Source organism: Xanthomonas sp. 4461 (genome assembly GCF_024806475.1).
GTDB lineage: Bacteria > Pseudomonadota > Gammaproteobacteria > Xanthomonadales > Xanthomonadaceae > Xanthomonas > Xanthomonas arboricola_F.
Map to the genome: position 1 here is coordinate 1025160 of NZ_JANTYV010000001.1, position 13497 is coordinate 1038656.

A 13497-nucleotide genomic window follows, 5' to 3' on the forward strand; every position below is an offset into this window, starting at 1 on the left:
GGCGTCCGGCCAACCGGACCGCCTTGCGGCCCTGTTCCCCCGCGCCGGATTCCAGCACTTCATTCGCGATGCCCGCAGGCGCTGCCCGGCGCAGTTCGCTTGGCTGGTCACGCCGTTTCATCACCTCGGACACTCACACAACGGATTGGAATGCACCACGACACCAGCCTCATCGACATCATCGCCGTCGGCCTCGCGGTCGCCTTCATCCTTGGCACGCTCGCGCAGAAGGTGAAGCTCTCGCCGCTGGTCGGCTACTTGTTGGCTGGCGTGTGCGTTGGGCCGTTTACACCGGGATTCGTGGCCGATCAGACCATGGCCAATCAGCTGTCCGAGCTGGGTGTGATGTTGCTGATGTTCGGGGTGGGCCTGCACTTCTCGCTCGAAGACCTGATGGAAGTGAAGTGGATCGCGGTGCCCGGTGCGCTGGCGCAGATCGTGGTGGCGACGCTGCTCGGCTGGGCATTGGCCTGGAGCATGGGCTGGCCGTTGATTCATGGCCTGGTGTTCGGGCTGGCACTGTCGGTGGCCAGTACCGTGGTGCTGTTGCGCGCCCTGGAAGAACGTCGCTTGCTGGACACCCAGCGCGGCCGTATCGCAGTGGGCTGGCTGATCGTCGAAGACCTGGTGATGGTGTTGGCCCTGGTGTTGCTGCCGGCGCTGGCGGATGCGCTCGGTACCGGTACGCCAACCGCGCATGCAGGCGAGTCCAGCTCGTTACTGGCAGCGCTCGGGCTGACCTTGCTGAAGATGGTGGCGTTTGTCGCCGCGATGCTGGTGATCGGCCGGCGGGTGATCCCGTGGTCGCTGGAAAAAGTGGCCGCCACCGGCTCGCGCGAGCTGTTCACCCTGGCCGTGCTCGGCATCGCACTCGGTGTGGCCTTCGTGTCGGCCACCCTGTTCGGCGTGTCGTTTGCACTGGGTGCGTTCTTTGCCGGCATGCTGCTCAAGGAATCGGAACTCAGCCACAAGGCCGCCAGCGACTCGCTGCCATTGCGCGATGCGTTTGCGGTGCTGTTCTTCGTGTCGGTGGGCATGTTGTTCGACCCGATGATCCTGATCGCGCATCCGTGGCAGGTGCTGGCCACCTTCCTGACCATCACCTTGGGCAAGTCGCTGGCGGCGTTTGTGATCGTGCGCGCATTCGGCCACCCCACCGGGACGGCGCTGACCATTTCCACCAGCCTGGCGCAGATTGGTGAATTTTCTTTTATCCTGGCCGGGCTGGGCGTCCAGTTGGCGATCCTGCCGGAGACCGGGCGCGATCTGATCCTGGCTGGCGCGTTGTTGTCGATCGTGGCCAACCCGTTCCTGTTCTCGTGGCTGGACCGTTGGCAGGCCCGGCAGGCGCAGGACGCACCGGCCGCCGTGGAGCCGGAACTGCCGCCTGGCCCGCCATTGCCGGCGGATGGGCATGCCATCGTCATCGGCTACGGCCGCGTGGGCAGCGCGCTGGCGCAGCTGCTGCGCAGCCGCGGCGTCCCGGTGCTGGTGATCGACGATAACGGCGACCACGTGGCCAAGGCGCATGCGGCCGGCATCCCGGGCATACGCGGCAGTGCGGCGGCAGACCGGGTGCTGGCCGAGGCACGGCCCGAGCACGCCAAGATCGCGATCCTGGCGATCCCGCAACCGCTGGAGGCCGGCGAAGCGCTGGCCAAGCTACGCGCGATCAATCCGTCGCTGACCCTGCTGGCGCGCGCGCATAGCGATACCGAGGTCAAACATCTGCTCGAACACGGCGCCGACGGCGCGGTACTGGCCGAGCGTGAACTGGCCTACTCGCTGGCCGAAATGGTGATGTCCACGCCGCCGTACCGTGCGTTGAACGTGCCGGCGTCGTAATCGCAAGGCGGGGTGACGCAGCGCTGCACGACACGAAAACCCGCCGGCAGCGCCTGCGGGTTTTTTGTTGCCCGCAGGTGGTGCAGAGGGCAGCGGCTCGCAGCCGTGCAGTGATCAAACTGCGACCAGGGCACGGAAAACTGCCCACTAAACCCACTTGATAATCATTCCCATCCGGAGCAGGATGAGCGCCCGTTTCCTTGGCGGCCTCATCCATGGCGTTTGCGGTTGGCGTTCTCAATGCGTTGCCCAGCGTGCAGTTGTGCGAGCTGCTGGGCCGCATCGGCTACGGCTTTGTGGTGCTCGATCTGGAACACGCGCTGCGCGCGCCGGACGAACTGGAACACGCCATCCGCGCCTGCGAGCTGTCCGGCTGCGAGGCCTGGGTGCGGGTGCCGGAGGTGGACGAAAAACTGATCGGCCGGGTGCTGGATGCCGGCGCGCGCGGCATCGTGGTGCCGCGTGCCGAATCGGCGCAGCAGATCGCGCGTGCCGTCGCCGCCGCGCGCTTCCCACCGCTTGGTCGGCGCGGGATCACCGGTGGCCGCGTCACCGGCTTCGGCAACCTCGATCTGCCCAGCTACATCGCCCAGGCCAATCGCGATATCCGCATCGTGCCAATGATCGAAAGCGATGCCGGCGTCGCTGCGCTACCCGAGATTCTCGCTGAACCGGGCGTGGCCCTGGTGATGGAAGGCGCGCTGGACCTGGCGCTGGATCTGGGCCTGGGCCCGCAGCCCACCCATGCGCAGGTGTGGGAGTCGCTGCTGCAACTGCACGCGCACTGCCGCGCCGCCGATGTGCCGTTCTGCCCCAATCCACGCACCGATGCGCAACGCGCGTACTGGCTGCAACAACCGGATCTGCGCTGGCTGCTCGCCGGCGAAGACCGCGCCCTGATTCAACGCGCGCTGCGCGGCCATCTGGCCAGCTTCGACGCGCCCGCCCCCCTACCCGCCTGCAGGAGCACGCCGTAGATGTCGCCGATCCGTTTGCACACCCTGACCCTCGCCATTGCTGCGGCCTGTTGCGGCCTGTCGCAGGTGGCGCTTGCCAGCGATCCTCCGGCTGACACTGAGACCACTGTCGCCGAGGGCGATACACCGATCCGTGCGCTGGATGCGATCCAGGTGCAGGGCAGCCTGCTCGGGCGTTCCAAACCCGACGATGTGCAGCGTTATGCCGGTAGCCGCCAGGTGATCGATCGCGAGCAGCTGCGCACTGGCGGCAACCGCTCGCTCGACGATGCGCTGCAACGTGTGCCGGGTATCAAGATCTTCGACGAAACCGGCACCGGCGCGTTGCCGCAGCTCATGTTGCGCGGCCTGTACGAAAGCCGCAGCGGCCGCGTACAGGTGCTCGAAGACGGCATCCCGCTGGCGCTGGCCCCCTATGGGCAGACCAGCCTGTCGTTATTCCCGGTAGGGCTGAACCAGATCGATCGCATCGACATCGTGCGCGGCGGCGCGGCCGTGCAATACGGGCCGAACAACGTGGGCGGGGTGATCAATCTGGTCAGCAAGGAGATTCCCAGCGACTGGAGCACCACGCTGGCGCACAAGGTCACCGCCGGCGGCCAGGGCCAGTTCCTGCAGGACAGCGCGCTGAGCAGCGGTGGCTATCTCACCGACAACTTCGGCATGCAGGTCGATGCCAATCGCACCTGGGGCGAGTACTGGCGCGCGCACAGCGATACCGACATCAGCAATCTGCGCATGCGTGCGGAGTGGTGGCTGGACGACACCAAGCTGCTCAAGGCCAGCGTGCAGCGGTATCTGGTGGACATGGATCTGGCCGGCGCGCTCAGCCCGGACGATTACCGGCGCGACCCGCGTCAGTCCACGCGCCCGCTGGATACCTTCAACGGCCGTACCACGCGTGCATCGCTGAGCTATGAGCAGTTGTTTGGAGACTGGGGCCCGCTGAAGGATGTCCGGTTGTCTTGGACCAATTTCAGCGCGCGCAGCAGCCGCAACTTCATCGTCGGCATGCGCCAGGCCGCCACCGAAACCTGGCGTTCGGATCTGCCGCCGCAACTGCGCCAGACCGCACCGCGCGACTTCCGCGTGGTAGGCAGCGAGCCACGCCTGACCTGGAGCATGGGCGATGCCGGCGGGGTGCGTCAGCAGTGGACCGCCGGCGTGCGCGCGGTGCGCGAGGACATCGATTTTCTGGTGGGCAATCTGCGCCTGCGCGATGGCCTGTTCACCAGCGTGCGCGATTGGCAGTTCGAAGACCGCGCACTGGCCGCCTACGTCAGCAATGCGATCACCTTGCCGGACGAGCGCATCACCATCACCCCCGGGTTGCGCTACGAGCGCCTGGATTCGCGCTATTTCAACCGTACCACCGGAATGAGCACGCTCAACCAGACGCGCGATGTGCTGCCCGGCCTGACGGTCGGCTTCCAGGCCAACGCGCAATGGTTCTTCTATGCGGACGGGCAGCGCTCGATGCGCGCGCCGCAGGTCACCCAGATCATCTTCGGCAACAATCTGGATGCCGAGCTGGCGTGGAATTACGAAGCCGGCACGCGCTACCAACCCAACGACCGTACCCGCATCCAGGTCGGTGGCTACCTGATCGACTTCGATCAGCAGATCCAGCTGGACAACACCACCCGCGTGTTCCGCAATCTGGGCAAGACCCGTCATCAAGGTGGCGAGGTGGAGCTGCAATGGAGCCCGGAACAGCTGCGTGCGCTGACCCTCAACGCGGGCTACGCGTATCTGGATGCCAGCCAGGAATCAGGCGCGTTCCGCGGCTTCCGCGTACCGTACACCTCGCGCAATCAGATCACCCTGGGCGGCAACTACGCGCTCGGTCATACCACTATCGCGCTCTCCGGCTACTACTTCAGCAAGGCCTTCAGCGATGCGGCCAACACCGTGCAGGAGAACGCCATCGCCTCGGTGGGCCAGTTGCCGGCCTACATGGTCTGGAACACCCAGGTGAGTCATACCTTGTTCGAACGCGATGGACAAAAATTCAGCGCATCGCTGGCGATCAACAATCTGTTCGACCGGCAGTACTGGTTCCGCGGCGTGGACACCAGCCCGTGGGGCCGCCAGGCCGCACCCGGACGGACCTTCACTGCAGGCCTGGAGTACACGTTCTAAGCGCGTTTCGCGTTTGGCGGTAGCAACCAGCAATGCAACCAGTGCAATCGGGATTGCTCGCCACCACCACGCGCACCCGATCAAGGCTTGCACCGTTTTCCCAGCGTCATGCTGCACGGAGCAGCAGCGCCACACGACCGATGGACAGGGGCATCGGTCGCCCACGGCGGCAACGGCGCTCACGCCGTTGCCGGCGCCGGAACCACTGCGTGCATGAGGCACGCATCAGCGCCGCAGCACGCGGCATTGCGATCGATGCATCGCAGGCCACCCAACGCCGATCGCGGCGCCAGGCAGCCCGTTTCAGTACCGGTTTTCCCACCGCCCTGTCGAACGAGAGCTGCCATGACTGCGACATCCGCTGCACCGTTGGTGATCCTCACCCATGTCTGCCACCCGGCCATCACCGACGGCTTCCTGCCGGCCGCGCACGCGCAAGGCGTCCCGGTGTGGCTGCTGACCGACCATCGCCTCGATCACCTTGCCTACTTCCACAACCATCCGGCGCATGCGCCACAGCGGGTGATCGAATGCGACGTGTTCAATCCGCTGGGGGTGCTCGATGCGCTGCACGACACCGGCGTGCAACCGCGTGCGGTGTTCAGCAACAGCGATCATCTGCAGACCAGCACTGCGCTGGTCGCCGCGGGTCTTGGCCTGCCCGGCAAGGATTGGCAGGTCTGCTACGCGGCCAAGAACAAGGCGGCGATGCGTCAGCGCCTGCGCGCGCGCGCACTGCCATCGCCGTGGTTCTGCACGCTGGCGCCGGGCGCTGCATTGCCAGCAGACATTCCGTGGCCGGTGGTGGCCAAACCGCGCGAGGGCGTGGCCAGTCTGGACGTGCGCCACTGCGCCGATGACGCGCAGTTGCAGGCCTATCTGCACGATCTATGGCAGCGCAACCCACAGCGCACCGTGCTGCTGGAAGGCATGTTGCACGGCCCGCTGTTCACCGTGGAAACCCTTGGCGACGGCAACACGCTGCACGCCATCGGTGGCTTCAAGGTGCGGCTGTCGCCGCCGCCGCACTTCGTCGAATGCGAGGCGCAGTGGGATGCGCAGGTGCATACCCCGGTGATTGCACAGGCCCTGCAGCAGCTGCGCGCCTTCGGTGTCGGGTTCGGGCTGTGCCATAGCGAATTCGTCCTCACCGCCGACGGCCCGGTGCTGGTGGAGATCAACTATCGCAGCATCGGCGACCGCCGCGAATTCCTGCTCGATGGCATGTTCGGCGGGCAATGGTTTTCCGCTGCGCTGGCGCCGCACCTGGGCCAGCCGTTGCCGCAGCTGCGCAGCGACCGCGCGCATGCGCTGCTGCGCTACTACGTGGCCGAGCGCGACGGCGAGCTGGTCACCGCCAGCGAAGACCGCCGTCATCACGACGCGCACAGCGATGTGCACTACCGGCGCATGCGTGCACCGGGCGAGCGCATCCAGCTGAGCCATTCCAACAAGGATTACCTGGGCGTGTTGAGCGCCGTGGCCAGCGATGCGCAGACGCTGCAACAGGCCGTGGTGCATGCCGAAGCGGGCCTGCACTGGCGCATCGACAGCGCACAGGTGCGCGCATGAGCAGCGCCGCCGATCGGCGCTACATCGCCACCCGCATCATCGATGCCTGCCTGCGCGAGGACCTGCGCGCGATCGTCAGCCGTGGCACGCCAGCCACGCCCGACCCCGGCGTGTTGGCCGCGTGGACCGACCCCAGCCCGGTGGAAGGCTGGTGGCGCATCGCGCATCTGCCGAACGGAACGCTGTGGCTGCCGATCCATCGACACGGCGTGCTGCAGGACATCAGCGCCTGCGGCGATCGCTGGATCGTGCAGACCGCCGACGCTGCGCGGGTCGAACACGGCGCGCGTGCGTGGCTGCAACGCATGGGTGCCGAGCTGGATGCGCAGACCCGGCAACTGCATCGCGCCTATGCCGACGAAGCCGAGTGCGCCGCCGCGCACCGCGGTCTTGCGCAACAGGCGTATGCCGCGCAGGCACCGGCCTTGGCGCATGCGCTACAGCACGAAGAGGCGGCCGAGCGCGCATACCGCTGCGACCAGCTGGCCAGCTACCGCGATCATCCGTTCTACCCCACTGCACGCGCAAAGGCAGGGCTGGAAGCAGACGAACTGCGCCACTATGCACCGGAATTTGCGCCCACCTTCGCGCTGCGTTGGCTGGCGATTCCGCGCACACTGGCCAGTTGCACCAGCGCGCCGCCGGACGCGTTATGGCCGGACTTGGCCACCCTGGGGCTGCCGCCCGCGCTCGCCACCACGCACATCGCCTGGCCGGTGCATCCGCTGGTCTGGGAACGCCTGGAGCAACCGGGCTTTGCGCTTCCACCCGGCACGCTGCGTGCACCGCAGGCCTGGCTGGAAGTCCGCCCCACCTTGTCGGTGCGCACGCTGGTGCCGCTGCGGCATCCGCACCTGCATCTCAAGCTGCCGATCCCGATGCGCACGCTGGGCGCATTGAACCTGCGCCTGATCAAACCCTCCACGTTGTACGACGGGCACTGGCTGGAGCGCGCGCTACGCCGTATCGACGCGCACGATGCCGCATTGCAAGGACGTTGCGTGTTCGTGGACGAGTCGCATGGCGGGCATGTCGGCGACACCCGGCACCTGGCCTATCTGGTGCGACGCTATCCCCCGCTGGATGACACCACGCTGGTCCCGGTGGCCGCGCTGTGCGCGCCGATGCCCGATGGCCGGCCGATGGCACTGCATCTGGCCGAACGGTTCGCGCACGGCGACCTGCAGGCCTGGTGGCGCGAGTACACCGAGCTGCTGCTCGCGGTGCATCTGCGGCTGTGGCTGCGTTACGGCATTGCGCTGGAAGCCAATCAGCAGAACAGCGTGCTGATCTATGCGCACGGTCGGCCCGCGCGCTTGTTGATGAAGGACAACGACGCCGCGCGGATCGCCATGCCGCAGTTGCGTGCGCAGCTGCCGGATATCGACGCGCTGGGCGCGCTGCAGGACACGCGGATCGCGGTGGACGATACGCACGCGCTGGCGCAGATGTTCTGCACCATCGTGCTGCAACTGGATCTGCAGGCGGTGCTGGACGGCCTGGCCGACTGGCAGCCGGCCTTGCGCGCGCCGCTGGCGGCGCAACTGCAGGAGCAGCTTGCGCAGACGCTGGCAGCGCTGTATGCCGATGGCATCGATACCACGCCCGCGCGGCGCCTGCTGGCCGCGCCGCGGTTGCCGGTGAAGTACCTGCTCAGCGCCGGCAGCCTGCTCAGCAAGCAGCTCACCGGCGCCACCGACATCAACAAGTTCTACGGCGACAGTGCGCCCAACCCTTTCGGCGAGGCCTTCGCTGGCGCGGAACACATGCCGCGTCGGCGAGCGGATGGCCAGCGATGAAGCGCGTCCTGGGCCCGGTGCTGGCCGCGCATTACCTGGCCGCCTTCACCGCATTGGGCATGCCGTTGTTTCTGCCGCAGGTACTGGCCGAGCTGGCGCCTTCGGCAGCGGTTGGCTGGAGCGGCGTGTTGTACGTGTTGCCGACGCTGTGCACCGCGTTGACGGCGGGCACCTGGGGGCGATTGGCCGATCGCTATGGACGCAAACGCTCGTTGCTGCGCGCGCAACTGGGGCTGGCGCTGGGCTTTGCGATTGCCGGCTTTGCACCGTCGCTGAGCTGGCTGGTGCTCGGCCTGATCGTGCAAGGTACCTGCGGCGGCTCGCTGGCGGCGGCCAACGCGTATCTGGCCAGCCAACCGCAGGCCGGCCCGCTGGGGCGCGCGCTGGACTGGACGCAGTATTCGGCGCGGCTGGCGATGGTCAGCGCACCGGCGTTGCTGGGGCTGGCGCTTACCCTGGGCCCGGCGCAATCGCTTTACCGCGCGCTCGCACTCCTGCCATTGCTGGCCTTCGCGTTGACGTGGCGGTTGCCGGCGGATCAGCCCATCAGACGTCCAGGCCCGAAAGCGCAATCGTCGTCGGGCACCGAACCTGCAATACGTCCACCGGCCTCCACCGCATCGTTGTGGCCGGCCTTGTTGATCGCGCAGTTTCTGTTCTGCTTTGCGATGGTGGTGACGTTTCCGTATTTCATTCCCTACGCACTCGAACGCGGTGCCGGTCACGACGCGCTGGCCGGCCTGCTCTACAGCCTGCCGCATCTGGTCTACCTGGTGGTATTGCCGTGGTGGCGGCGCGGCGCTGGCGAGGCGTGGCTCATCCCGGGGTTGCTGCTGTTTGCGCTGGCCTGCCTGTGGCAGGCGCTGTTGCACGACGCCATCGGGCTGGCGGTGGCGCGGCTGTTGTTCGGCGTCGGCATGTTGTTGGGTCTGCGCGGGCTCAATCGCAGCCTGGCCCTGGTCGCCAGCGGCCACGGTGCCGGCCGCCTGTTCGGCGGTTTCGATGCCTGCGGGAAGTGGGCCGGTGTGGCCGCTGGCGCCGCCGCCGGTGCGCTGGCCCAGGCGGCCGGCCCCGCACTCCCTTTCCTGGCCGCCGCCGTCGCTGCGGCTGGCGCTGCGCTCACCGTTGCGGTGCGCTTTCCCTCGAGGAGAACTGCCGATGTCGCTGCACACGATGCATGACCCCTGGTACGACAGCATGGCCGACGCGCAGGCCTGCAGTTGCTGGTTGAACTGCTACCTGCGCGAGTTCGCCATCCCGCAACGCGCAGTCGATTTCGATTACCGCGGGCTGGATCGCCCCGGGCCGCGCGTGGCCGAGCAGCGTTGGCTGCGCATCGATCTCGGCGATAGCGGCGCGATCTGCGTGCGCATCGCCTACGCAGACTGCTTGGGGCGTTGCCGCTTCGCCTCCACGCCGTTTCTCAAAGGCGCCGGGCAAGCGTGGCAGGCGCTCGATGCGCATGCGCTGGCGCGCTGCCTGTTGCAGTCGCTGGGCAGCACGCAGGCGGTCAACCCGGAGTTGCTTGCGCAAAGCGCCAACAGCGTGGCGATTACCGCGGCGATCCTGCGCAAGGCGCAGCGCAGCGCAGCCATCGGCGATGCGATGATCGATGCCGAGCAATCGATGCTGTGGGGTCATGCCCTGCACCCCACACCGAAGAGCCGCGAAGGCATCGCGCTCGAGCACGTACTCGCCTGCGCACCGGAAGCGCGTGCGGCGTTTCAGCTGTTCTGGTTCCGCATCGACCCACGGCTGCTGCGCGTGCAAGGCAAGGACGTGCGCGCCAGCCTGAGGCAGCTGTCCGGCAGCGACGATCTCTACCCCTGCCATCCGTGGGAGGCGCAACGCCTGCTCGACGATCCGCTGCTGCGTACCTTGCAGGCGCGCGGTTGGATCACGCCGGTCGGCCTGCGCGGCGATGCACTGCGGCCCACCTCATCGGTGCGGACGCTGTACCACCCGCAGCTGGATTACTTTCTCAAATGTTCCGTGCATGTGCGGCTGACCAATTGCGTCCGCAAGAATGCCTGGTACGAACTGGAAAGTGCGGTGGCGCTCACCGACCTGCTGGCGCCGAGCTGGCAGGCACTGGCAGCGCAGGTCCCTGGCTTCGACGTGATGCTGGAGCCGGCGGCCACCTCGCTGGACGTCGCGCAGGTCGACCGCGCCCTGCACGATGCCGATCCGCAGGCAGCACGCGCATTGTCCGAAAGCTTCGGCATCCTGTATCGCACGACCATTCCTGCCACGCAACGCGCACGTTGGCAGCCACAGGTGGCCGCCGCCCTGTTTACCTGCGATGCACAGGGTAACAGCGTCTGCGCCCAGCGATTGCAGAGGCTGGGCAGCGCGCAGCTGGACCGCCACACGGCCACGTTGCGGTGGTTCCGCGCCTATGCGGGCCTGTTGCTGGATGGGGTGTGGAGCGCGCTGTTCCAGCATGGCATCGCGCTGGAGCCGCATCTGCAGAACACCGTGATCGGCTTTGCCGACGGCTGGCCGACGCGCGTATGGATCCGCGATCTGGAAGGCACCAAATTGCTGGCCCACCACTGGCCGGAAGCTCGCCTGCGCGGCGTGGGCGAACGTGCGCGGCAATCGCTGTACTACACGCCGGAACAGGGCTGGAACCGCGTCGCCTACTGCGCCCTGGTGAACAACCTGGCCGAAGCCATCTTCCATCTGACCGAAGGCGACGGCGTGCTGGAAATGCGGCTGTGGCAGTGCGTGGGCGAGCTCGCCGCCGGTTGGCAACAACGCCACGGCGCACAACCGGCGCTGCAGGGCCTGATCGACGGCGCCCCGCTGCCGGGCAAGAACAATCTCGGTACGCGCCTGCTGCAACGGGCCGATCGTCAATCCGACTACACGCCATTGCCCAACCCGATTGCGCACATCGCCACGGCACGACAGGTGGCCGCATGAGCCTGCGTATCGACACCGCCGCGGTCATCCACGCGTTGCCGCAGCTGCGTGCGGGCAGCGATGGCCCGCTCTGTGCGTATCTCTACGATCTGGAGGCACTGCGCGCGCATGCGGCATGGATGCGCGCGCAGCTACCGGCGCAGTGCGAGCTGTTCTATGCGGCCAAAGCCAATGCAGAACCGCAGATCCTGCAGACGCTTGCGCCGCACGTGGATGGCTTTGAAGCAGCCTCCGGCGGCGAACTGGCCTGGCTGCATGCGCAGCAACCGCAGGCAGCGCTGCTGTTCGGCGGGCCGGGAAAACTCGACAGCGAGCTGTCCCAGGCCGCCGCGCTGCCCGACTGCACCGTGCACGTGGAAAGCATCGGCGAGCTGCAACGGCTGGCCACCATTGCGGCACACGCGGGCCGCCGCGTCCCGGTGTTCTTGCGCATGAACATCGCCGTGCCCGGCGCACAGAGCACGCGATTGATGATGGGCGGGCAGCCCTCGCCGTTCGGTCTGGACCCGCAGGACCTGGACGCTGCCATGCAGCTGCTGCGGGCCAGCCCGTCGCTGCGGCTGGAGGGATTTCATTTCCATCTGATGTCGCATCAACGCGATGCCGGTGCGCAGCTGCATCTGGTTGCCGCATACCTGCGCACCGTCCAGCAATGGCGGCAGACCTATGCGCTTGGGCCGCTGCGGGTAAACGCGGGCGGTGGCTTCGGCGTGGACTATCTGGCGCCACAGTCCTCGTTCGACTGGGCCGGCTTCTGCGCCGGGTTGCCAGCGCTGCTGCGCGAGCACGGCAGTGCGTTGCGCCTGCGGCTGGAGCCCGGCCGCTACGTCAGCGCCAGCTGCGGCTGGTACCTGATGGAGGTGCTGGATATCAAGCGCAGCCACGGCCAGTGGTTCGCGATCGCACGCGGCGGCACCCACCATTTCCGCACCCCGGCCGCGCAGGCCCACGACCACCCCTTCCGCGTGCTGCGCGGCAACCGCGCTCCGGTGATCAGCGACACGCCGGTGACGCTGGTCGGCCAGTTATGCACCCCCAAGGACGTGCTGGCGCGCAACCAGCCCGTCGCCGCATTGGCAGCAGGCGACTGCCTCGCCTTCCCGCTGGCCGGTGCGTACGCATGGAATATTTCGCACCAGCAGTTTTTGATGCATCCGCCGCCGCAGAAGATGTTTTTGCCGGTGATCGACTGAGGACGACCTCACGAAGGCATCGATAGTGCGCTTGCAGCTGTTCCACGCGCAGGCAACAGCTTGCACAACCGCTCCGCACGCTCGCAGATCAGCCGCGCGCGGCGCGGCATGCGTACCCTCAACCACGCGTTTCGATCGCCACTACCGGCACCCGGATATCGGCGCGCAGGATCGCTTCGGGCGTTTCTTCCGGGTCGTCCAGATACAGGTAATGCAGCGGTGCATCGCGCAGCACATAACCGCTGTCGGGCAGCCAGGCGGCCAGCAGCTGGTCCAGCGCATCTTCCAGCCCGGCATACGAACCGACATGGCGCAGGACGGCGTGCGGCCCGCCATCCAGACGACGCAGCTGCAAGGGCGCTGCGGGCGTGACCGCCGCGTCGAAGCCCACGCCGCATTCGAACAGATGCCCGTGCGCGGGAACGTCACGGTGATCGCTCAGCGGCAATCCCACCAGGCACTGCAGGCTGTCGACGATGCCGGTGTGCGCCGCCCAGGCTACGATCCGGCCGAAGCCGCGATCCAGATCGTCGAACGCGCCGCGCTTGTGCAGCACCACCAGTTCGAACGGCTCCAGCGTCTGCACGCTGACCTGCAGCGGCGCTGACGGACGCTGTGCCCCGGCTGCCGGCGCAGATAACTGCTGCAACTTGCTGGCCCGCAATGCCGGTGTCGAGCGCAAGACGGTGGGACTGGCCTGCAGCGCGCTGCGGCAGGCACGCGCCAGCGCCTGTGGCGTCTGGTAACCGACCGCGAGTGCAACCGCAGTCACCGACGCATCTGCGCTGCCCAACAAATGCAGGGCCTGGCTCAACCGCAAGCGTGCAACGGTCTGGCCCACGGTCTCACCGGTCAGGGCGCGGTAGACCCGATGAAAGTGATACGGCGATTGATGCGCGATGGCGGCCAACTCGGCCAGATCCAGCAAGGCGGCGCCGTTGCGAATGCTGGCCTGCAGATGCGCAATGACGCGCTCCACGCCCCGTTGCCAACTGGTGACTGCTGGGTCTGCTGCATGCATGGTCTTGGCTCCCTGGTGAC

9 protein-coding genes are annotated in these 13497 nt (G+C 67.2%); 8 read left to right on the top strand and 1 reads right to left on the bottom strand.

All coding sequences use genetic code 11. The features are described from left to right. Nucleotides 1–150 precede the first annotated feature (150 nt). The 8 genes from ybaL to FHY19_RS04505 all read left to right on the top strand — a co-directional run bounded on the left by ybaL (nucleotide 151) and on the right by FHY19_RS04505 (nucleotide 12456). Nucleotides 151–1845 (top strand): YbaL family putative K(+) efflux transporter, encoded by a 1695-nt coding sequence (ybaL, locus tag FHY19_RS04470; protein WP_259152293.1) that lies wholly within the window; start codon nucleotides 151–153, stop codon nucleotides 1843–1845. A gap of 215 nt (nucleotides 1846–2060) precedes the next feature. Then, nucleotides 2061–2822: an aldolase/citrate lyase family protein gene (locus FHY19_RS04475; RefSeq protein WP_259162180.1), complete on the top strand. Its 762-nt coding sequence runs from the start codon at nucleotides 2061–2063 to the stop codon at nucleotides 2820–2822. Then, nucleotides 2823–4964 carry a TonB-dependent siderophore receptor gene (locus FHY19_RS04480; protein ID WP_259162184.1) on the top strand — a complete coding sequence of 714 codons (2142 nt, stop codon included), beginning with the start codon at nucleotides 2823–2825 and terminating at the stop codon, nucleotides 4962–4964. A 345-nt stretch (nucleotides 4965–5309) separates the two neighbouring features. Next, nucleotides 5310–6536, top strand: a complete 1227-nt coding sequence (locus FHY19_RS04485) for a siderophore biosynthesis protein PvsA (protein WP_259162185.1) — start codon at nucleotides 5310–5312, stop codon at nucleotides 6534–6536. Then, nucleotides 6533–8335, top strand: a complete 1803-nt coding sequence (locus FHY19_RS04490; protein WP_259162186.1) for an IucA/IucC family protein — start codon at nucleotides 6533–6535, stop codon at nucleotides 8333–8335. Before FHY19_RS04485 ends, FHY19_RS04490 begins: the two co-directional genes overlap by 4 nt. After that, nucleotides 8332–9516, top strand: a complete 1185-nt coding sequence (locus FHY19_RS04495; protein ID WP_259162187.1) for an MFS transporter — start codon at nucleotides 8332–8334, stop codon at nucleotides 9514–9516. Before FHY19_RS04490 ends, FHY19_RS04495 begins: the two co-directional genes overlap by 4 nt. After that, nucleotides 9494–11263 (top strand): IucA/IucC family protein, encoded by a 1770-nt coding sequence (locus FHY19_RS04500; RefSeq protein WP_259162188.1) that lies wholly within the window; start codon nucleotides 9494–9496, stop codon nucleotides 11261–11263. Before FHY19_RS04495 ends, FHY19_RS04500 begins: the two co-directional genes overlap by 23 nt. Further along, the gene (locus FHY19_RS04505; protein WP_259162190.1) at nucleotides 11260–12456 is read left to right on the top strand and encodes a type III PLP-dependent enzyme; all 1197 of its coding nucleotides are present in this window, start codon (nucleotides 11260–11262) and stop codon (nucleotides 12454–12456) included. The genes FHY19_RS04500 and FHY19_RS04505 overlap by 4 nt, the downstream gene beginning before the upstream one ends. A 118-nt stretch (nucleotides 12457–12574) precedes the next feature. Here FHY19_RS04505 and FHY19_RS04510 read toward each other — a convergent pair whose 3' ends face one another. Then, a complete protein-coding gene (locus tag FHY19_RS04510; protein ID WP_259162194.1) occupies nucleotides 12575–13477 on the bottom strand; it encodes a GyrI-like domain-containing protein in 903 nt (300 codons plus the stop codon). Nucleotides 13478–13497: the final 20 nt, after the last annotated feature.